This is a genomic window from Ensifer sp. GW821-FHT05G01, from assembly GCF_059419585.1.
In genome coordinates, this window is record NZ_JBWKSC010000001.1 from 922,175 (window position 1) to 942,270 (window position 20,096).

A 20,096-nucleotide genomic window follows, 5' to 3' on the forward strand; every position below is an offset into this window, starting at 1 on the left:
TCTAGCTTTTAGCCGGCCGCGCCAAGGCCGATATCCTGCTTCTGGCCGAGCGCCTTGAAGACGGTCGAAACGATGCCGGCACGGTCGAGGCCGGCGGCGGCATACATAGCTTCCGGCTTGGCCTGTTCCATCCAGATATCGGGCATCACCATCGGGCGAACCTTCAGGCCGCCGTCGAGCAGGCCGTCTTCAGCGAGGAACTGCAGCACGTGGCTGGCGAAGCCGCCGACAGCGCCTTCCTCGATGGTAACAAGCACTTCGTGATGGCGCGCAAGCTGACGGATGAGGTCATGGTCGAGCGGCTTGGCAAAGCGTGCGTCCGCAACGGTCGTCGAGAGGCCCGCCGCATCGAGATCTTCGGCGGCCATCAAACAGTCGGCAAGACGGGTGCCGAAGGAAAGCAGCGCCACCTTCGAGCCCTGCTTGACCACACGGCCCTTGCCGATTTCGAGGATATGGCCGCGCTCGGGCATCTCGACGCCGACGCCTTCGCCACGCGGATAGCGGAACGAGATCGGGCCGGCATCATAGGCTGCAGCCGTGCGCACCATATGCTTGAGCTCGGCCTCGTCTGCCGCCGCCATGACGACGAAGCCGGGCAGGGTGGCGAGATAGGTGGTGTCGAAGGAACCGGCATGGGTCGGTCCGTCGGCGCCGACAAAGCCGGCGCGGTCGATCGGGAAACGCACCGGCAGGCCCTGGATCGCCACGTCGTGGACCACCTGGTCGTAGCCGCGCTGCAGGAAGGTGGAGTAAAGCGCTGCAAACGGCTTGTAGCCTTCGGAGGCAAGACCGGCCGCAAAGGTCACGGCGTGCTGTTCGGCAATGCCGACGTCGAAGCAGCGCTTGGGGTGGGCAAGCGCAAACTTGTCGAGCCCGGTGCCGGACGGCATGGCTGCCGTGACTGCGACGATCTTGTCGTCGAACCCGGCTTCTTGCGTCAGAGCTTCGGCAAAGACCGACGTGTAGGCAGGGGCATTGGGCTTTGCCTTGGCCTGCGCACCCGTGATGACGTCGAATTTGTTGACGCCGTGATACTTGTCGGCAGCAGCTTCGGCGGGAGGATAGCCCTTGCCCTTCTGTGTCACCACATGGATCAGCACCGGGCCCTTGGCGTTGTCGCGCACGTTGCGCAGCACGGGCAGCAGGTGCTCGAAGGAGTGACCGTCGATCGGGCCGATATGATAGAAACCCATCTCCTCGAACAGCGTGCCGCCGGTAACGTAGCCGCGGGCGTGTTCGACGGCGCGGGTGATCGCCCGGTCGACCGTCTTGCCGAGATAGGCCGTCAGCTTCTTGCCGACTTCGCGAATGCCCATATAGGTGCGGCCGGAGGCGAGGCGCGCCAGGTAAGCACTCATCGCGCCGGTCGGCGGGGCGATCGACATGTCGTTGTCGTTGAGGATGACGATCAGGCGGGCGTCGAGCGCGCCGGCATTGTTCAGCGCCTCGTAGGCCATGCCCGCCGAAAGCGCACCGTCGCCGATGATGGCGATGACATTGCGGTTCTTGCCGTCGAGGTCGGCAGCAACGGCCATGCCGAGGCCGGCGGAAATCGACGTCGAAGAGTGGGCCGCGCCGAAGGGGTCGTATTCGCTTTCGGCGCGACGGGTAAAGCCTGAGAGACCGCCTTCCTGGCGCAGGGTCCGGATGCGGTCGCGACGGCCGGTCAGGATCTTGTGCGGGTAGCACTGATGGCCGACGTCGAAGATCAAGCGGTCATGCGGCGTGTTGAATATCTTGTGGATGGCGATCGTCAATTCGACCACACCCAGGCCGGCACCAAGGTGGCCGCCGGTGCGCGAGACCGCGTCGATCATCTCTGCACGAACTTCGCCGGCAAGCTGCGGCAGATCCTTGTCGTCGATCTTCTTCAGATCGTCGGGAAAGGTCACCTTGTCGAGCAAGGGCGTTGCCGGCATCGGGGTGGTTGGCAGTTGTGTCACGCTGCATGCCTCATGCGCACCGCACGGATCGGGTGCGCGAATAGTTGGTGGTATAGTTAAAGCGGCTCTTTAGACGCAATTGTTGCTGAATGCAAAAGTAGGCTTTCCTGCGTCGTCATCCAAGACACTACCGCATGATTCCCTGAATCGAAATCGATTTAAGGAAACATGCGGCAACTGGAAGCGGCAACTCACCGCTGTTGTCTCTTACGCTCAACCGGTCGGCAAAGGCACGAATTCCTCCTCGTCGCCGGGCACGATATCGAAGCGGCCGGTGCGCCACTCCTCCTTGGCCATTTCGATACGCTCCTTCGACGACGACACGAAATTCCACCAGATGTGGCGGGCCGAGCCGAGTGCGGCGCCACCGAACAGCATGACGTGACAGCCGAGCGGACCGGCGGTGACGGTGATGTTGTCGCCCGGACGGAAGACCAGCAACTGATTGTCGGCAAAGTGGTCGCCGGCAATGATCGCTTCGCCTGAGAGGATATAGAGCGCGCGCTCTTCCCAGTTCGCCGCAAATGGCGCGCTTTTGCCGGGTGCGATGTTCAAGTCGACATAGATCGTGTCGGTAAAGACCGAGACCGGCGATTTCTGGCCCTCGAAGCTGCCGATGACCACCCGGGCATCGATGCCGCCGTCTTTGAGCTGCGGCAGCATGTGCCGTTCCGTGTGGTCGAAGATCGGGTCGATCTCTTCCTTGTGGTCGGGCAGCGCCAGCCAGGTCTGCAAGCCAGAAATCGAACGTTCATGCCCGCGCTGGTTTTCCGGCGAGCGCTCTGAGTGAACGATGCCGCGGCCGGCCGTCATCAGGTTCACGTCGCCGGGGCGGATGACCATTTCGGTGCCGAGACTGTCGCGATGCTTGATCTCGCCGTCGAACAGATAGGTGACGGTCGAAAGGCCGATATGGGGATGCGGCCGCACGTCGATGGCTTCGCCGGCGCGCAGGAGCGCCGGGCCCATGCGATCGAAAAAGATAAACGGCCCGACGAGCCGACGCTTGGCGGTCGGCAAGGCCCGGCGAACCTGAAGTCCGCCGATGTCGCTGGTGCGCGGAATGATCAGATGTTCGATGGCGTCGCAGGCGGGCTTGTCGCCCGCGAGCGGGTCGGGGCCAGGAAAGAAGGACATGGTGCACGCTCCCGTTGTTCGTATCGTCTTGAGCGAGCCTAGCGCCTGACGCGGATTGCCGGTAGGCACAAGGCAAAGACGCAGCGTTTCCGGACGTTGACCAATCCCGGGCCGATTACTCCGCGTCGAGCGGTTCCACGCCCTGCGGCTTGCCGGCGCGGTCGAGCCTGATCTTCTCGATCCGGTCCTCTGCCGCCTTCAACAACGCCTCGCAGTGTTTCTTCAGCGCTTCGCCGCGCTCATAGATCTCGATCGACTTGTCGAGCGCGACGTCGCCGCGCTCCAGCGCCGAGACTATGCGCTCCAGTTCTTCGACGGCTTGCTCGAAGGAGAGGGCCGAAACGTCCGGTTGCGTGGTGGTGGTCATGGTTACCCTCTCATCAATCTCAAAATATGCATGCCGGCCGACTCGGCGAGCCCCTGCAGGTCATAGCCGCCCTCGAGCAGGCTGACCATTCGGTTGCCGGCGCTGCGGTCGGCGATCTCGTGCAGGCGACCGGTCGCCCAGTCGAAATCCTCGGCGACGAGGTTGATCTGCGCGAGCGGATCACGGTGGTGGGCGTCGAAACCGGCCGAGATCAGGATGAAGTCCGGCCGGAAATTGGTCAGCGCCGACAAGACGCGCGACCGGAAAGCCTCGCGAAAATGCTCGCTGCCGGTGTTGGCCGAGAGCGGCGCGTTGACGATGTTGCCCTTCACGCCGGTCTCGTCCTTCGCACCGGTTCCGGGATAAAGCGGCATCTGGTGGGTGGAGCAGAAAAGCACCGAGGGGTCATCCCAGAAGATATCCTGCGTGCCGTTGCCGTGGTGCACGTCCCAATCGACGATCGCGACGCGCTCGGCGCCATGGGCCACCTGCGCGTGGCGGGCGGCAATCGCAACCGTGTTGAAGAAACAGAAGCCCATCGCCTTGTTCTTCTCGGCGTGGTGGCCGGGTGGACGGGCGGCGACGAAGGCGTTGTCGGCCTTGCCTGTGAAAACCGCATCCACCGCTTCGACGGCGCCGCCGATGCCGGTCAGTGCCGCCTCGAGGCTCAAGGGGCTGGCATAGGTATCGGCTTCGAGATCGTTGATGCCTTCGTCGGGGATGGCGCGCTTGACGGTGCGCAGATGCTCCTCCGGATGCACCAGAAGCACCAGGTCTTCGCTCGCCTTCGCTGCTTTTATGCGCTTGAGGTCGGCGAAATTCGGGTGTTCGAGTGCAAGGTTCAGCGCCTTCAGCCGGTCCGGCCGTTCGGGATGACCTTCCGGAACCTCGTGTTCCAGGAAGACCGGATTTTCATAGAGCAGCGTGGTCATGCGCCGAAACTAGTGCTGCAACCGGCCAAGGTCCATGGCACGCTCAAGGGAAAGTCCTGATTTTCAACAGCGCGTATCGAGGAGCAGCTTGCCGTCGCGTTTGGGGTCCTCCTGATGCGTCAAGGCTTCATCAAGGCGGCTGAGCGGATAGGTTCGCGCAATCCGGGTTGAGAAGAGGCCGGTTCGAAGCCCGGCAAAGCTCTCAGCGAAAGCCTCCTCGATGGCTGGCCGCCCGGCCGCGTGCACCCAGGTTCTGAGCCACAGGAAGGAAAAGCGCACGTCCGGCCGCGCCTGGATCGCCTGGATCGGCACGGGCACGCCGCTGAGGGCGCCATACTGGATGAATGCAGCGCCGGGCTGCAGCGTCTGGCCTATAAGGTCTCCGGCAAAAGGGCCGCCGACCGCATCGAGGATGGCGTCGAAAGCGAGAGGCGAAGGGATAATGTCCTGATCGGCCACGACAACTTCGCCGGGTGCGCCGGAAGCCAGTCGTTCGGCGCTGCGCTGGCTGCGCACGATCCCAACCGGGCGTGCACCTTCGCCTGCGATGAGCTGCATCAGCATGCCGCCGATGGCCGAGCCTGCGGCGGTCACACCGATCCAGCGGCCGGCGATCGACCCGAAATGCGCCTTCAGCGCTTCGATCAGCCGAATTGCCGTCAGCGGGTTGACGTAGCTGGTGGCCGCCTGGCGGTCGTCGATATCGTCGGGCACGGAAAAGCACCATGCGGCGGGTCGCACCAGATATTCCTGCCAGAGGCCGCTTGCGCCGATCGGGATCACACGATCGCCGGGCTTCAACGTCGTAACGCCGGCGCCGACGCGGGCAATTCTCCCGATGCCCTCGAAGCCGGGCACGAAGGGCAAGGTGGTCCGGGCGCTGTAGGCACCTGTCACGGGAATAAGGTCGGAGGGATTGATGGCCGCCAGGGAGAGCAGGACCTCGACCTCGCCAGGCCCCGGCGCGACACGCTCGGCATCGACGAGTGCAATCACTTGTCGCGGATCGCCGAACTGGCTAACGAGGGTGGAGCGCATTTTAAGAGGGCCTCGCATGGACGGCAGGGAGAGGGACAACGTCACGGAAATCCGCATTCCGTTTCGCGATATAGACATGCATGGCCACATGCACAATGCCGCCTACTATGCCCACGCCGAAGCGGCCCTTTCTCATCTCTGGCGGCATCGGCCTTCGGTCGTTCACGAGCCGGCCTATCTCGTTCGCCGCTCGGCCTGCGTCTTCCATCGGGGACTGCGTTATGACGAGCCGGCGCGCTTCATCATCACCGTCGCCAAGATCGGCGGCAGCTCGGTGAGCTTTGCCGTGCGGGTCGAGGCGGCCGGCCAGCTTGCGGCCGAGCTCGAGGTCGTCTGGGTCGCCGTCGATCGCGAGCGGCACACGCCGCTGCCGGTGCCGGCCGCAACCCGCGAATGGCTCGGCAGCTACATTCTCTGACAATGCTAACCGATAGGCCGCAGGCTGCGGAACAGCGCAACGGTGCCCATGCCGCCGCCGATGCCCATCATCGCCAGTGCCCGCGTTTCCTGTAGGACCGCCCGCATCTGCGTGAAAAGCCGGACCACGAGGATCGCTCCGGACGCGCCGTAAGGGTGGCCAAGCGCAATAGCGCCGCCGTCGATGTTGACCTTATCCGGTGAAATGCCCAGCTGGTCGAGGCTGCCGAGCACCTGCGAAGCGAAGGCTTCGTTGAATTCGATGAAGTCGACCGCGTCGGCATCGAGCCCGGGATTTCGCGCTTTCAGCTTGTCCATCGCCGGCACCGGACCGAGCCCGAGCAGGTCAGGATGCACGCCGGCGGTTGCCGCGTCGACGAATTCGAGCGCAAAGGGAAGGCCGCGGCGCTGCGCTTCGGCAAGGCTGGTCACAAGAACCATCGCCGCACCGTCGTTGATCGGGCAGGCATTGCCCGCCGTCACCGTGCCGTCCTTGACGAAGACGGGTTTCAGCCGCTGCAGGGTTTCGAGCGACGCGTTGGCGCGCGGGCATTCGTCCGTGTCGACGGCCCCGGCTGTCGTTTCGATCGGTACGATTTCGCTCGAAAACCGGCCTGCGACCTGTGCGGCGACAGCACGTCGCTGGCTTTCGAGCGCGAAAGCATCCTGTCGTTCGCGGGAAATGCCGCAGGCGGTGGCGACGTTTTCCGCCGCAACGCCCATATCGGGGTCGCCGATCTCGTCCGGAGCCATGCGCGAGCGTTTGATCGGTTGAGGTTCTTCGCCCGGCGCTGTTGGCGGCCTCAGGCGAATATGGGCGCGGCTGGCGCTTTCGGTGCCGCCGGCGAGATAGAAGCGTCCGGCGCCCGCCTGAATGAGGCGTGCGGCGAGCATGATGGCTTCCAGACCGGCGCCGCATTGCCTGTCGATGGTCAGGCCCGACGTCGATACCGGAAGCCCGGCTTCGAGTGCTGCAAGCCGCCCGAGATTGCCGGCGCAATTGGCGGCATTGCCGAGGATAACGTCGTCAACCACATCGGTAGCCAGGCCGACGTCGCTCAGGATGCGGTTGATCAGGGGCGCGGCGAGGCGTGCCGGCTCGACCTCTGCGAGCACGCCGCGCACGCGTCCAACAGGCGTGCGCAGGGCCGCCACGATCACCGGGATGCGCTCTGGGTCAGACGAAGGGCTCAAGGGCGTCATGTCCATCCACAATCCATTGCTTGAGGGTGCCGGCCGCCACCTTACCAGATTGTGTCATGGGCAAGGCACGGCAAAGCCAGATTCGCCGCGGATGTTTATAGCGCGGCAGATGGATATCGAGATGACGGGCGAGGGCTGCCCGGTCGATTGCACCAGCGTTGGGCTCGATGACCGCGACCAGCTCGCTGCCGAGGTCGGGATGGTCGAGGCCGAGAACGAAGGCCGCATGCACATCGACATGCCCGGCAAGCGTCGCCTCGACTTCCTGCGGATAGATGTTGTTGCCGCCGGAAAGCACCATGCCGCCGGAGCGACCGACGAGATGCAGCGTGCCGTCGGCATTCAGGAAGCCGAGATCGCCAACGGTTGCGAGTTTGCCGACGCGCCGGAGGCCCGCGCCGTCGCCGGCGCCGATATAGCCGCTCGCAATCAGGTCGCTGTCGACGAAGATCGTGCCGGTCTCGCCTGCTGGCAACGGCCTCTCACTCTCGTCGAGTACGATGAGGCCGACACCGGGAAAGGCACGTCCGACGGCGGTTGCCGATGCGGTATCGCCGGGGCCGGCAACGCTGATGAACCCGAGCTCGGAGGCGCCATAATACTCGACGATGTCGGCCAGCGGAAAAGTTGCCGCCGCGGCGGCGCGGTCTGCCGGTGTCAGCTTGGCGCCGGCAACGGTGATCTTCTGGACGGAGGTCAAAACTGAGGACGATGCACAGAGCCGCCGGAGCATCGTCGGCACCAGCACGAGCCGTCTGACTTCCAGCGACGTGATGATTTCGGAGGCGCGCGTCGCATCGAAATGCGCCATGCCGATGAATTCGGCGCCGGCGACAAGGGTTTCGGCGAGGGCATAAAGCGTCAGCCCATGGGCCAGCGGGCCGGGCGCGAAGGTGCGGGTATCGCTGCCGATGCCGAAAAAATCCTGCCCCGTCTTCAGGCTGCGCCGCCAGGAACCGCGATCGCGCACGATCGCTTTCGGCATGCCTGTTGTGCCGGAGGTGAAGACGACGAGAAACGGTTCTTCGTCGGCGCCGATGACAAGCGGCGACGTGTTGTCGCCGGAACCGGCGATGAAGGCCTTGTCGTTGCCGGCAAGGGGTGCGTCCAGCAGCAGCCCGTCGCCGTCGGCGCGAACGACGATGTCGGGGCGCAATTGCTCCCGCATCGCGGCGCGCGTCGCCTCCGGCAGATGCGGATCGATCAATGCAACGCAATAGCCGCCTGATGTTGCGGCGAGGAAGGCTGCCGTGAAAAGGGGATGGTTGCCGATCTCGAGGGCGATCAGCCTCGTGGTGCCGGGCAGTGCGTTTTCACTCCGTGCGTCTACCGTCAGTTTCCCGAACGCTGAAACGAGCTGGCCGGCGCAAAGCGCAAGCTCCCGGAATGTGAAAACCCGGCCTTCCATATGGAAGGCCGGGGCATGCGGATTTTGGTCCGTGTGGCGCGCAAGCGCGGCGGCAAAAGGCATTGCTCAGGCGCGAACGTGCAGCAGCGGATAGCCGGCAAAAACTGCCCGTGCCGCAAGCGTCGCGATGGCGGCCTTCAAGATGTCGCCGGGCAGGAAGGCGAGCGAACCGGTCGCAACCGTGATGAACGGCGTGCCAGTGACGGCCGATACCCAGGGCATGCCGATGGCATAGAGCACGACGATACCGCCGATAATCGAGGCGAGGAAAAAGCCGACGAACTGGCGGACTTCCGGCTGGCCCTCACGGACGAAGCGCTGCGCGATCAGGCCGGTGACGAACGTGGCAACGACCCAGCCGAGGATGAAGCCGCCGGACGGGCCGGCAAAAACGGCAAGACCGCCGCGACCGCCTGAGAGGACCGGCAGGCCGATCGCGACGAGCAGCAGGAAGAGCAGGAAAGCCAGCGCGCCGCGCTTGGCGCCGAGGATGCAGCCGGCGAGCATCACGCCCATGGACTGCGCGGTGATCGGCACGGGAATGAAGCCGAGCGTGATCGGCGGAATGAGGCCGAGCACGACGACGATCGCGGCAAAGAGGGCGATAAGGACGAGGTCTCTGGTGTTCATGCTGTTCCTGTTCCTTGTTTATTAGGGTGCGCGAATTTATTGGCGACGAAAACCGCGGGCGTCAATCGCCGCAGCGATCGTATCCGCATCTTTGAGTGTCAGGATGATCAGTGGACCGATGATCGTCAACGGCCGCACCGGCAGCCCACGCGCCCGGTGTGCTTCGCGGATGGCCTGGTAGCGCGCGAAAATATCGGGCACGAAACGCAGGACGAGCCCGAGCGCCAGGCTGACATCGGCGGCACGAACCCAGCCCAGTCGTTCGAGCGGTGTCAGCAGCACCGTGATCTCGTCCATGAAGGCGCCGATCGTCGTTGTTGCGGTGACGGCCGCGGCAAACAGCACGAGCGCCATCAGCCGCAGGGTCAGCACGGAGACTTCGCTCAAGGGCAGAAGAAAGAGGTTCACGGCCGCGAGAAAGAAGATGGTGAAGAAGACGAAGCCGACGCGCTTCAGCGCTTCGCGCCAGGAAAGGCCAACCGAGAGATAGAGCCCACCCGAGATCACGAACGCAGTCAGTTGCACAGGCAGCGAGCCGCTGAGGAAAAGCAGAATGCTCAGCGCCACCAAAGTCAAAAGCTTAGCGCGCACCGGAAGGCGATGCAGCCAGCTGTTGCCCTCGATGTGCAGGCTCGTCAGCATCCGGCGATCTCGTGGTAGCGGCGGATCGTTTCGTGTGGGCTGCCGTCGGCCGCCAGCCGGCCCTCGTGGAAAAGCAGCAGGCGCTCGACATTTTCGACCAGCGGCAGGTCGTGGGTGATGACCAGCGTATCTTCGTCCAGTGTCGCGATCGTGTCGGCAACCCGCCGGCGGTTGCGCAGGTCGAGCTGGTTGGTCGGTTCGTCGAGGATCAGGATCTTGGGGTCGGTAACGACAACGCTCGCCATGGCGATCAACTGGGTCTCGCCGCCTGAGAGTTCGTGGACGCGGCGGCGCGCCAGGTGTTCGACGCCGAAGCGCGACAGGACGGCCTGCGTTCGCCGATCGATTTCCTCACTCTTGAGGCCGCGGTTCTTCAGCCCGAAACCTATATCGTCGGCAACGACGGGCATGATCAGCTGGTGCTGCGGGTTCTGGAAGATGAAGCCGGCTTCGGAGAGCACCGCGCGCTCGTCCTTGACCGTATCGAGGCCATTGACGGTGACCTGGCCGGCGGAAGGCTTCACCAAGCCGTTGATCAGCCGCGCGAAGGTGGTCTTGCCGGAGCCGTTGAGGCCGATAATGCCGACACGCCTTTCGGTGATTTCCAGCGTCAGCGGCTGCAACGCCACCCGTTCGCCGAAGCGGACCGAGCAATCGGTAAAGCGGATGTCCATCCCGTCCCTCGCGGTTTGCGGTCTGCTCTATAGGCCAAGACGGCGCAGAAGGGCAATGCGCTTCGGGTCAAGCTTCCCATTTGAAATATGGGAATAAAAGCCTATTCTTTCTCTCATGACGATTCGGCTCTCCAATAGCGATGCCCGGCGCATCTTCCTCGCAAAGCAGGGTCTTTCCGGCGCGCCGCACCGCGCGCTCGGCAAGGACGGGCTCTTGAAGCTGATCCATGACATCGGCTTCGTGCAGGTCGACAGCATCGCGACCGTGGAGCGCGCCCATCATCAGATCCTGTTTTCGCGCAACCAGACCTACCGCCGCGAGCACCTGACATCGCTGCTCGAAGACGACGGCGAATTGTTCGAGCACTGGACCCATGATGCATCGATCATCCCCAGCAGCTTCTACCGCTACTGGAAGCACCGCTTCAAATGGGAAGGCGAAACGATCGTCGAGCGCTGGAGCAAGTGGCGCGGCGAGGGTTTTGAGAAAAGTTGTGACGACACCTATGAGCGCATCGCCCAGGGCGGCCCGGTGCTTGCCCGCGAGCTCAAGGAGGCCGAACACACGTCGGGCGGCTGGTGGAATTGGCACCCCTCGAAGACCGCGCTCGAAATCCTGTGGCGCACCGGCAAGCTGGCGATTGCGCGACGCGAGAATTTCCAGAAGGTCTACGACCTGACCGAGCGGGTGATCCCGCCCCACCATCACGATGCCGAGGTGGAGCATCACGAGTTCATCGACTGGGCCTGCCGCAGCGCGCTCGAACGCCTGGGCTTTGCCACCCATGGTGAGATCGCCGCCTTCTGGGATCTGGTTTCGCCGGATGAGGCGAAGAGCTGGGTCGCGGAACATCGCGACGAACTGATCGACGTGGCGATCGAACCGCTTGACGGTGGCAAGCCGCGATCGTCCTATGCGCTTTCCGGCTTTCCCGACACGCTTGGCGACATTCCCGAGCCGCCCGGCCGTGTTCGTGTCCTGAGCCCCTTCGATCCCTTGCTGCGCGACCGCAATCGCACCGAGCGGCTGTTCGGCTTCTTCTATCGCATCGAGATCTTCGTGCCCGAGCCGAAGCGGGAATATGGCTACTATGTCTTCCCGCTGATCGAGGGCGACCGGCTGATCGGCCGCATCGACATGAAGGCCGACCGCAAGCGCGGTAGCCTTGACGTGCGGCGGCTCTGGCTTGAGCGCGGCGTCAAGGCGTCTTCCGGCCGCATGGAGCGTATCGATGCGGAACTGGAACGCGTTGCCCGCTTCACCGGCGTCGAGCGCATCGAACGCCTCGACGGCTGGAACGCGTCGCTCTCCTGATCGATATTTTCCTTGGCTTGAACCGCTGGCCTTCCTAAATGAAGGCCATCGAATTTTATGACGCGGGAGCGCACGACCATGAACACCGATCTGATGAGCCTCTTCGATGCCGATGAGGCAGCGATACGCAAGGTTCTGTCGGAGACGCTTGCCGGCGCCGACGATGGCGAGCTGTTTCTCGAACATGCTCAGGCCGAAGTGCTCTCCTTCGACAACGGCCGGCTGAAGGGCGGCAGCTTCAACACCGACCAGGGCTTTGGCCTGCGGGCGGTGGCCGGCGAATCGGTCGGTTATGCCCATGCCGGCGAGCTGTCGCTGGCAGCGCTTGGCCGCGCCGCCGATGCGGTCGGCCAGGTAACGCGCGGTTATGCCGGCTCCTATGCGGCGGCTCCGCAGCGCACCAACAAGAAGCTCTATGGCGATGAAAACCCGATCGGTGAACCGAGCTTTGAAGCGAAGGTCGCACTGCTGCAGGAAATCGATGCCTATCTGCGCTCAAAGGACCCCAAGGTCCGACAGGTAACAGCCTCGATCGCCGCGAGCTGGCAGCTCGTCGACATCCTGCGCGCCGACGGCCACCGCGTTCAGGACATCCGGCCGATGACGCGTATCAACATCTCGGTGGTTGCCGGTGATGGCGATCGTCAGGAAAGCGGCTCCTATGGTATCGGCGGGCGGCGCGGTTTCGGCGATTTCATCACTGCGGAAAACTGGAAGAAGGGTGCGGACGAGGCGCTGCGCCAGGCGCTCGTCAATCTCGACGCGATCGATGCGCCTGCCGGCACGATGGACGTGGTGCTGGCCTCTGGCTGGCCGGGCGTCATGCTGCACGAAGCCGTCGGCCACGGCCTTGAGGGTGACTTCAACCGCAAGAAGACCTCCGCCTTTGCCGGCCTGCTCGGCGAGCAGGTGGCAGCCAGGGGCGTCACCGTCGTCGACGATGGCACGATCGAGGCGCGTCGCGGCTCGATCTCGATCGACGACGAAGGAACGCCATCGGGCTACAATGTGCTGATCGAGGACGGCAAGCTCGTTGGTTACATGCAGGACCGCCAGAACGCCCGCCTCATGGGCATGCAGCCGACCGGCAACGGCCGGCGCCAGGGCTATGCCCATGTGCCGATGCCGCGCATGACCAACACCTACATGCTGTCAGGCGACAGGACGCCCGACGAGATCATCGCCTCCGTGAAGAGGGGCATCTATGCCGTTTCCTTCGGCGGCGGCCAGGTGGACATCACCTCCGGCAAGTTCGTCTTCGGCTGCACGGAGGCCTACATGATCGAGAACGGCAAGATCGGGGCACCCGTAAAGGGCGCGATGCTGATCGGCAATGGCCCCGACGCGATGAAGCGCGTGACCATGGTCGGCAACGACACCAAGCTCGACACTGGTATCGGCAACTGCGGCAAGGCCGGGCAATGGGTGCCGGTCGGCGTCGGCCAGCCGCATCTGCGCATGGACCAGATCACCGTCGGCGGCACGCAGGCCTAAGGCCTCTTCGTCAAGTCCAGACGAAGTCTCCACCGAACGTCGACGCCTTGCCACTTTGGACTTGCTGCACAGTCTTATCCCGAGATCGATGTCGATCTCGGGGTGGGTGAAACACGGATGGTTGGCGCAGAGGACGTGGGTGAGTTGCATGAGTGAATGGCCGGCAATGGGGTTGAGTGTGAGGCCGTTTGCTGCAGTGGACGAGCAGGCCGTCATAAACGTCATAGTGCCGATCCAGAGTGTCGAATTCGGTATCGCGATTACGGCAGATGACCAGCCGGATCTGCGGGAAATCCCGGACTTCTATCAGTCGGGCAAGGGCGGCTTCTGGGTGGCGACCGCCGGCGACGATATCGTCGGCACATTGGGCCTGAAGGATATCGGCAATGGTAATGCGGCGCTTCGCAAGATGTTTGTTGCTGCCGACTATCGCGGGCGCGAACATGGCGCCGCCTTGCGCCTGCTCGAGGCGCTGTTTGCCCATGCGAGCGCAGCCGGGATCCGTGCGGTCTATCTCGGGACCACCGACAAATTCGTGGCTGCCCATCGCTTCTATGAGAAGAATGGCTTCGTCGAGATCGGCCGGTACGATTTGCCTGCAGCCTTTCCCCTCATGGCGATCGATTCAAAATTCTACGTTCGCCGCGTTTCCGCCTGAGCGTTTCGAGGGACAAGCACTGATCAGCCTCTCGATGGCAGCAGCACGCAGTCGTAGGAGCGCTTCTTTAATGCGTTGCAGGCGGATGCTGCCGCATCGCGGCTCGTGAAGCCGACGAAGCGGGCGCGGTAAACGGTGCCTGCACCCTTGCCGACCGCTTCCGTATAGGGAGACGCATGCGCCAGCATGTCGCCGCCGGCCGCCTGCGCCTGTGCCAAGAGGGCACGGGCCGCGTCAGCAGAAGGGGCTGCCGAGATCTGGATCTGCCAGCCTCCGGCAGCAGGAGTGGCGGCGGTATTTTCGGCTTCGAACATTGCTGTCGGCCGTTCTGCCGGAACGACTGAAGTCGACGATTGAGCGATCAGTGCCGCAACGCTATCGCCCTTGGCGCGATGCGGTGCCGTGTAGGGCATGGGCACGTCCGACATCGTTGCGGCTGACGCGACCTCGACCTCCGCGGGGGCGGCGTTGCGCGTCTTGGCGGGGGCCACCAACTGGCGGCCAGTGGATGCCTTACCGAGATGGCGGTTCAGCAATGCCGCCATCTTATCGTCGCGGCTGCGGGCGGTGCGTCCGCCCATGACAACGCCGATGATCCGCCGGTTGCCATCCCTGACGGCGCTGACGAGGTTGAAGCCGGAGGCATTGGTGTAGCCGGTCTTGATGCCGTCCATGCCGTCATAGCGGTACATCAGATTGTTGTGACCGCGGATCTTGCGGCCACGAAACGTGAAGCTTGGGGTGGCGAACAGCCGGTATTCCCGGGGATAATCGCGCATCAGCGCCACGGCGAGCGTCGACATGTCACGTGCCGTCGTCACCTGCTGGCTTGCTGGCAGGCCGGAGGCGTTGATGAAGACGGTGCGGCTCATGCCCAGCTGGCGCGCCTTCGCCGTCATCCTCTTCGCAAAATTCTGCTCCGAGCCGCCGAGCCTTTCGCTCATCGCGGCGGCTGCGTCATTGGCCGAGCGAACGATCATGCCGTAGACCGCCTCGCGCACCGTGATCGTGCTGCCCGGCTTCAGGCCGAGCTTCATCGGCGGCTTGGCGGCGGCGGCCTTCGACACTTTGATCTTGCTGTCCCAGCTGATATCGCCGCGCCGGAGCGCTTCGAAGGTGAGGTAGAGCGTCATCATCTTGGTAAGAGACGCCGGATGGTTCAGCGTATCGGCATTTTCCGCCGACAGAACCTTGCCCGTGCGCGCATCGAGCACCAGGGAAGCGCTGCCGGCAAAAGCCGTTGCAGACCCCAAGGCGAGAGCGCACATCGCCAGCAGCAGGCGGCGGATAGTTTTCATGTCGGTCCCCATCGAAAAGCGCCGTCGGGCAGGCGCGCAGCTGTGTCGTTTTGCGACAAGGCCGTGTCTTTGCTGCAACTTTGAGGCAGAATGCGATTTTTTCCTGCGACTTTCGTCGGGGTGGTAAACCAGAAATGAACGCCACCGTCCTTCAGCAAGGTTTAACGCTCGCGCCGTTAACCTCCATGGTGGTGCGTCTGGCAGGACGCGTGAAGCACACACCAGCGCTTGAAGCCTCCACACGATCTCCTCGATAAATCGATCGAGGTCCAAGGCGTTCTTCAGTGATTGTCGAAGGCTGATTTGGACGGACTGATATGGCGGGCGGCATCACGGCAGGGATAAAGACGAAAGTGCGACGCGCCGCGATTTCCGGCGGGCTTGAACTGGCAAGCGGTCTAGGCCGAGCCGGCCTGATGCCGGATGCGCGCGGACGCGGCGCCATCTTCACCCTGCATCACGTCCGCCCGAGGGCCGTCAGGGACTTCGATCCGAACGCCCATCTGGAAATCACCCCGGAGTTTCTGGATACAGCCATCGTGCAGTTGAAGCGGGACGGCTATCGCTTCATCGCGCTGGACGATTTGCCAAAGGCGCTTGCCGACAGGGACCGCGGGCCCTTCGCCTGCTTCACCCTCGACGACGGTTACCGCAACAATCTTGATCACGCCCTGCCGGTTTTTGCGCGGCATGAGGTGCCGTTCACCGTTTTTGTTGCCGGCGGCTTCGTCGATTGCACCCATACGCTGTGGTGGGAAACGCTCGCCGATCTGCTATCGGCAACTAGCCGTTTCCGGTTCGATTTCGGCGGCGGAATGGAAACGCTGGACACTGAAAGTGCCGCGGAAAAGCAGGCGATATTTGGCAGAATGGCCGACTACATCCATCGTCGCGATGAAAGTGCCGCGGTTGCCGCGTTAAATGCAGCGGCGCTGGAGCACGGGATCGATGCGTTGGCCATCACAGAAGCGCTGACGCTTGACGAAGCCGGCCTACGCCGCCTTATCGGAAGTCCACTCGCCAGCCTCGGAGCGCACACGATCAGCCATCGTGCGGTCGCGCGGCTCGGCGACGAACAGGCAGCCCGGGAGATCGAGGCATCCGCCGCCCGCGTCGAAGCGATCACGGGCAAAAGACCGCGCAGCTTCGCCTATCCCTATGGGGACCGCCCGGCTGTCTCGCCACGCGATCACCGTCTTGTCGCCGATCTGGGATTTACGGTCGCCGTCACCACCATGCCGGGCACGCTAGCGGCGGCAGCGCCGCCACAGGCCTTGCCGCGCATTTCGCTCAACGGTCATTTCCAGCGCGCCCGCTACGTTTCGGCCCTTGCCTCAGGCATTCCGTTCCGGCTTGCCCGCAGTTAGCCGCCGGAACGCGTCCGTCAGGGGTACATTCGCACTTTCTCCCAGCCGCCTTCCGGTGTCTCGCGACGAAACTCCAGGCGGTCGTGCAGGCGGAACGGCCGGTCGTGCCAGAACTCGATGGAGGTCGGGCGGATGCGAAAGCCGGACCAGTATTCCGGACGGGGAATTTCGCCGAGCGCATGGCGGGCCGTGTATTCGGCAACTGCCTTTTCCAGCGCGAACCGGCTTTCGAGCGGGCGGGACTGCTTCGACGCCCAGGCGCCGATGCGGCTGCCGCGCGGCCGCGACTTGAAATATTCGTCCGCCTCGGCATCCGAGACGATCTCGACAGGCCCGCGCACCCGCACCTGGCGCCGGAGCGACTTCCAGTGAAAACACATGGCGGCCTTGCGCGCGCTCAGAACCTCGCGGCCCTTCTGGCTCTCGAAATTGGTATAGAAGACGAAGCCACGCTCATCGAAATCCTTGAGCAGAACCATGCGCACATTCGGCAGTCCGTCGGGGTCGACAGTTGCCAGCGCGACGGCGTTGGGGTCGTTGATCTCGCTGCCTTCCGCGTCCTTCAGCCATGTGCCGAAAAGGGAAAAGGGCTCATTTGCTTGTGTGAAGTCACCGCTTGTTAACTCATTCACCGCCATATTGCCTTCTAACGCCGTGATGTCTGGCGCGGAAACGCTTCGGGATGAGCCCGAGCGGTGTTTCCGCATCGAAAATGTCAGAGCCTGCTTGTTGACTTCCTCGGGAAACGTGCGGCTCTTGCGAGTCTGACAGGATTGCCGTGCAAGACATAGCAAAGTGGATCGATGGCAAGAAGGGGTATTCCTTCGCGGTGATGCGCGGCGCGGCAATTTGCCTGCCGGTGCTCATCCTGTCTGGTTGCATGGGAGCCGGTCTCGACCTGTTCGGCAGCAGTGTCGATCGCACCGTCTCAACCGGTACCGTTCCCGTTGCCAAAACCTCCGATGGTCTTTCCGATGCGGTCCTGGTGCGCAATGCCGTCACCTCAGCCGAACTCGGGCAGGGGTCGCTCAACCCCATTCCCTGGGCGAATTCGTCGTCGGGCAGCGCCGGCGTCATCAGCAGCATTCAGGAAGACAATGCCAGCGGCATGCTGTGCCGCCGCTTCACCACGACCCGCCATTCCTATGAAGGCATCGCCAAGTTCGACGGCAGCACCTGCAAGCTTGGCGATGGCGAGTGGTACCTCACCAGCTTTGGCCCGCGTGCCTGAAATCCTGTGTTAACCACATTTCGGCAAACCGCTGACGGAACGTCTCGATCGCGGTCCTGGCCTGCTTCATCGTCGCCGCGGCTAACCGATCTTTAGCAAGTTCTGCCCATCCTCGGCGTCGAACGGGACATGCCACCACTGCGCGTGATCCCCGGTTTGAGGCATAAGGCGGGCATCCGGGAGAAGCCGCCGATCAGAGAAGATGGTAGCAAACCATGCGTGATCCCTATGCAGTCCTCGGCGTCCGGCGCACTGCCGGTCAGGATGAAATCAAGGCGGCGTGGCGTTCGGTCGCCAAGGCTATCCATCCCGATCACAATCAGGACGATCCGACCGCTGCCGAGCGCTTTGCCGAGGCCGGCAAGGCCTATGAGCTGCTTCGCGACCCGAAGCTGAGAAGCCGCTACGACTATGCCCGTCGCGAAGCCGAACTGCGTCGCATGGAGGCGATGAAGGCAAAGATGCGCGGCCCCGAACCGGAAGAGCAGCCGGTCGACGCCGAAACCGCCGAGGAGGCGGTCTCGCAGATTTTTGGTGCGGACACGCGGGCAAGAACCACAAGGCCTGCCGCCAAGCCGGCAGCGGCACGGGCCCCGGAGAGACCCGCCGCGCCCCCCGAACCGAAGCCAGAGCCGGTCAGCGAGCCGAAGCAGGAGGCGGTTGCCAAGACGGAGCCGCCGCTGATGCAGCGCGCCGCCGCACCCGCCGCCGAGCTTGTGGCCGCTATTGTCCGGCGCATTCGCGGCCGGGCGGCCAAGACCGCCGACAAGGTCCCCGATCTTGCTGTCGATCTGACGGTCACCATCCAGGATCTGATCGATCGTCAACGCCTGTCGCTTGAGCTGCCCGATGGCGAAACCATCAAGGTTCAGATACCGCCGGGCGCCGTTGACGGGCAGACGGTCCGGTTGGCAGAGCAGGGGTATCGCGTCACCGGCATGACACGCGGCGATGTCGTCGTGACCTTGCGCGTCGACCAGAGCGGTGCATTCAGAACCAATGGACTGGACCTGCTGACGACATTGCCTGTCGACCTTCAGAGCGCGGTGCTTGGCTGCGAGCATGTCATTTCCACCCCGATCGGCGAGGTGACCCTCGTCGTTCCTGCCTGGTCCGGGTCGGACAAGGTCATCCTCGTCGAAGGTTTCGGGCTGCCAGGTGCCTATGGCGCGCGGGGGAATCTGCTGGTCGAACTGCGGCTCGTCTTGCGTGATACGCCTGATGACAAGGTTACAGACCTGATGAAATCGCTGCGCGATGGCCTCTATTTGTGACGGTTTGCTGACACATTGACCCAATATTACGGGGACTAACAGTTCCTGATCTCGGCCGCGCTTGAACCACCGGAGCGGCTATGCCATAGGCAATTCTCGACAATTTGCCGCACGTGCGCCGATAGCGCCGGCTTGGCGTATTTGAATTTTGTTAAGTCTGGCGTCGGCCGTCATCGATGCCGGCAGATAGTATTGGGGACAATGCATGGCTCAGGCATCGGGTTTGATGAAGGGCAAGCGTGGCGTCATCATGGGCGTCGCGAACAACCGTTCGATCGCGTGGGGGATCGCCAAGGCGATCCATGCCCAGGGTGGCGAAGTTGCGCTGACCTATCAGGGCGATGCACTGAAGAAGCGCGTCGAGCCGCTTTTGGCTGAAATCGACGGTTTCATGGCCGGCCACTGTGACGTCAGCGACGAGGCGTCCATCGACGAGGTTTTCTCCTCGCTTGAAAAGCACTGGGGCAAGATCGACTTCGTCGTGCATGCGATTGGCTTCTCCGACAAGGACGAGTTGACCGGCCGTTATGTCGACACGTCGCCGGAAAACTTCGCCAAGACGATGCAGATCTCGGTCTATTCGTTCACGTCGGTGGCCCGTCGCGCTGAAAAGCTGATGACGGATGGCGGCTCGATGCTGACGCTGACCTATTACGGCGCCGAAAAGGTTATGCCGAACTACAACGTTATGGGTGTCGCCAAGGCTGCCCTCGAAGCGAGCGTCAAGTATCTGGCCGTCGACCTCGGTCCGAAGAACATCCGCGTCAACGCGATCTCCGCCGGCCCGATCAAGACACTGGCCGCTTCCGGCATCGGCGATTTCCGCTACATCCTCAAGTGGAACGAGTACAACGCACCGCTGCGTCGCACCGTCACCATCGAGGAAGTAGGCGATGTCGGCCTCTACATGCTGTCCGACCTGTCGCGCTCGGTTACGGGTGAAGTCCACCATGCCGACAGCGGCTATCATGTCGTCGGCATGAAGGCCGTCGACGCCCCGGATATCTCCGTCATCAAGGATTGATCGGCGCCGCCGACCGGCCCGAACAGCCTCCTGCCCGGAGC

20 protein-coding genes are annotated in these 20,096 nt (G+C 63.4%); 8 read left to right on the forward strand and 12 right to left on the reverse strand.

Annotation, left to right across the window (positions count from 1 at the left end; genetic code table 11):
* Positions 1–8: 8 nt before the first annotated feature.
* The 5 genes from dxs to AC07UR_RS04430 form a co-directional block, all read right to left on the reverse strand.
* Positions 9–1,946, reverse strand: coding sequence for a 1-deoxy-D-xylulose-5-phosphate synthase (gene dxs / locus AC07UR_RS04410; RefSeq protein WP_209787244.1), 1,938 nt, complete (start codon positions 1,944–1,946; stop codon positions 9–11).
* 213 nt (positions 1,947–2,159) lie between these two features.
* Positions 2,160–3,083: a pirin family protein gene (locus tag AC07UR_RS04415; protein WP_209787243.1), complete on the reverse strand. Its 924-nt coding sequence runs from the start codon at positions 3,081–3,083 to the stop codon at positions 2,160–2,162.
* A gap of 115 nt (positions 3,084–3,198) precedes the next feature.
* A complete protein-coding gene (locus AC07UR_RS04420) occupies positions 3,199–3,450 on the reverse strand; it encodes an exodeoxyribonuclease VII small subunit (RefSeq protein ID WP_025426149.1) in 252 nt (83 codons plus the stop codon).
* Positions 3,451–3,452: 2 nt separating this feature from the next.
* Entirely contained in the window at positions 3,453–4,382 is a 930-nt protein-coding gene (locus tag AC07UR_RS04425; protein ID WP_173419204.1) for a histone deacetylase family protein, read from the reverse strand.
* 63 nt (positions 4,383–4,445) lie between these two features.
* Positions 4,446–5,420 carry a zinc-dependent alcohol dehydrogenase family protein gene (locus tag AC07UR_RS04430; protein ID WP_209787242.1) on the reverse strand — a complete coding sequence of 325 codons (975 nt, stop codon included), beginning with the start codon at positions 5,418–5,420 and terminating at the stop codon, positions 4,446–4,448.
* A gap of 16 nt (positions 5,421–5,436) precedes the next feature.
* On the opposite strand from AC07UR_RS04430, the gene AC07UR_RS04435 reads away from it, so the two are divergent.
* Entirely contained in the window at positions 5,437–5,838 is a 402-nt protein-coding gene (locus AC07UR_RS04435; protein ID WP_209787241.1) for an acyl-CoA thioesterase, read from the forward strand.
* A 5-nt stretch (positions 5,839–5,843) separates the two neighbouring features.
* Here AC07UR_RS04435 and AC07UR_RS04440 read toward each other — a convergent pair whose 3' ends face one another.
* From AC07UR_RS04440 to AC07UR_RS04460, 5 genes are read right to left on the reverse strand one after another with little or no spacing between them, the layout of a single operon-like run.
* Positions 5,844–7,031 carry a thiolase family protein gene (locus AC07UR_RS04440; RefSeq protein ID WP_209788474.1) on the reverse strand — a complete coding sequence of 396 codons (1,188 nt, stop codon included), beginning with the start codon at positions 7,029–7,031 and terminating at the stop codon, positions 5,844–5,846.
* Positions 7,015–8,511, reverse strand: coding sequence for a class I adenylate-forming enzyme family protein (locus AC07UR_RS04445; protein WP_209787240.1), 1,497 nt, complete (start codon positions 8,509–8,511; stop codon positions 7,015–7,017). The genes AC07UR_RS04440 and AC07UR_RS04445 overlap by 17 nt, the downstream gene beginning before the upstream one ends.
* 3 nt (positions 8,512–8,514) lie before the next feature.
* Positions 8,515–9,078 carry a biotin transporter BioY gene (locus tag AC07UR_RS04450; RefSeq protein WP_173419209.1) on the reverse strand — a complete coding sequence of 188 codons (564 nt, stop codon included), beginning with the start codon at positions 9,076–9,078 and terminating at the stop codon, positions 8,515–8,517.
* A gap of 36 nt (positions 9,079–9,114) precedes the next feature.
* The gene (locus AC07UR_RS04455) at positions 9,115–9,720 is read right to left on the reverse strand and encodes an energy-coupling factor transporter transmembrane component T family protein (RefSeq protein ID WP_209787239.1); all 606 of its coding nucleotides are present in this window, start codon (positions 9,718–9,720) and stop codon (positions 9,115–9,117) included.
* A complete protein-coding gene (locus AC07UR_RS04460) occupies positions 9,714–10,394 on the reverse strand; it encodes an energy-coupling factor ABC transporter ATP-binding protein (protein WP_209787238.1) in 681 nt (226 codons plus the stop codon). The genes AC07UR_RS04455 and AC07UR_RS04460 overlap by 7 nt, the downstream gene beginning before the upstream one ends.
* A gap of 115 nt (positions 10,395–10,509) precedes the next feature.
* Between AC07UR_RS04460 and AC07UR_RS04465 the strand changes: the two genes are divergently transcribed.
* The 3 genes from AC07UR_RS04465 to AC07UR_RS04475 all read left to right on the forward strand — a co-directional run bounded on the left by AC07UR_RS04465 (position 10,510) and on the right by AC07UR_RS04475 (position 13,861).
* Positions 10,510–11,709 carry a winged helix-turn-helix domain-containing protein gene (locus AC07UR_RS04465; RefSeq protein ID WP_173419212.1) on the forward strand — a complete coding sequence of 400 codons (1,200 nt, stop codon included), beginning with the start codon at positions 10,510–10,512 and terminating at the stop codon, positions 11,707–11,709.
* 78 nt (positions 11,710–11,787) lie between these two features.
* Complete coding sequence (gene tldD, locus AC07UR_RS04470; protein WP_173419213.1) at positions 11,788–13,203, forward strand: metalloprotease TldD; 1,416 nt, start codon at positions 11,788–11,790, stop codon at positions 13,201–13,203.
* Between the two features lie 148 nt (positions 13,204–13,351).
* Positions 13,352–13,861, forward strand: a complete 510-nt coding sequence (locus AC07UR_RS04475; protein WP_173419214.1) for a GNAT family N-acetyltransferase — start codon at positions 13,352–13,354, stop codon at positions 13,859–13,861.
* A 23-nt stretch (positions 13,862–13,884) separates the two neighbouring features.
* Here AC07UR_RS04475 and AC07UR_RS04480 read toward each other — a convergent pair whose 3' ends face one another.
* Positions 13,885–15,150, reverse strand: a complete 1,266-nt coding sequence (locus AC07UR_RS04480; protein ID WP_209788470.1) for a serine hydrolase — start codon at positions 15,148–15,150, stop codon at positions 13,885–13,887.
* Between the two features lie 326 nt (positions 15,151–15,476).
* On the opposite strand from AC07UR_RS04480, the gene AC07UR_RS04485 reads away from it, so the two are divergent.
* Positions 15,477–16,526 (forward strand): polysaccharide deacetylase family protein, encoded by a 1,050-nt coding sequence (locus AC07UR_RS04485; RefSeq protein ID WP_209787236.1) that lies wholly within the window; start codon positions 15,477–15,479, stop codon positions 16,524–16,526.
* A 17-nt stretch (positions 16,527–16,543) separates the two neighbouring features.
* Here AC07UR_RS04485 and pdxH read toward each other — a convergent pair whose 3' ends face one another.
* On the reverse strand, positions 16,544–17,164 hold the full coding sequence (gene pdxH / locus AC07UR_RS04490) for a pyridoxamine 5'-phosphate oxidase (RefSeq protein ID WP_209787233.1): 621 nt from the start codon (positions 17,162–17,164) through the stop codon (positions 16,544–16,546).
* A gap of 140 nt (positions 17,165–17,304) precedes the next feature.
* On the opposite strand from pdxH, the gene AC07UR_RS04495 reads away from it, so the two are divergent.
* The 3 genes from AC07UR_RS04495 (at position 17,305) to fabI (ending at position 20,055) form a co-directional block, all read left to right on the forward strand.
* Complete coding sequence (locus tag AC07UR_RS04495; RefSeq protein WP_077498068.1) at positions 17,305–17,757, forward strand: RT0821/Lpp0805 family surface protein; 453 nt, start codon at positions 17,305–17,307, stop codon at positions 17,755–17,757.
* Positions 17,758–17,972: 215 nt separating this feature from the next.
* Entirely contained in the window at positions 17,973–19,031 is a 1,059-nt protein-coding gene (locus AC07UR_RS04500; protein ID WP_209787231.1) for a DnaJ C-terminal domain-containing protein, read from the forward strand.
* A 205-nt stretch (positions 19,032–19,236) separates the two neighbouring features.
* Positions 19,237–20,055: an enoyl-ACP reductase FabI gene (gene fabI / locus AC07UR_RS04505; protein WP_209787229.1), complete on the forward strand. Its 819-nt coding sequence runs from the start codon at positions 19,237–19,239 to the stop codon at positions 20,053–20,055.
* Positions 20,056–20,096 lie beyond the last annotated feature (41 nt).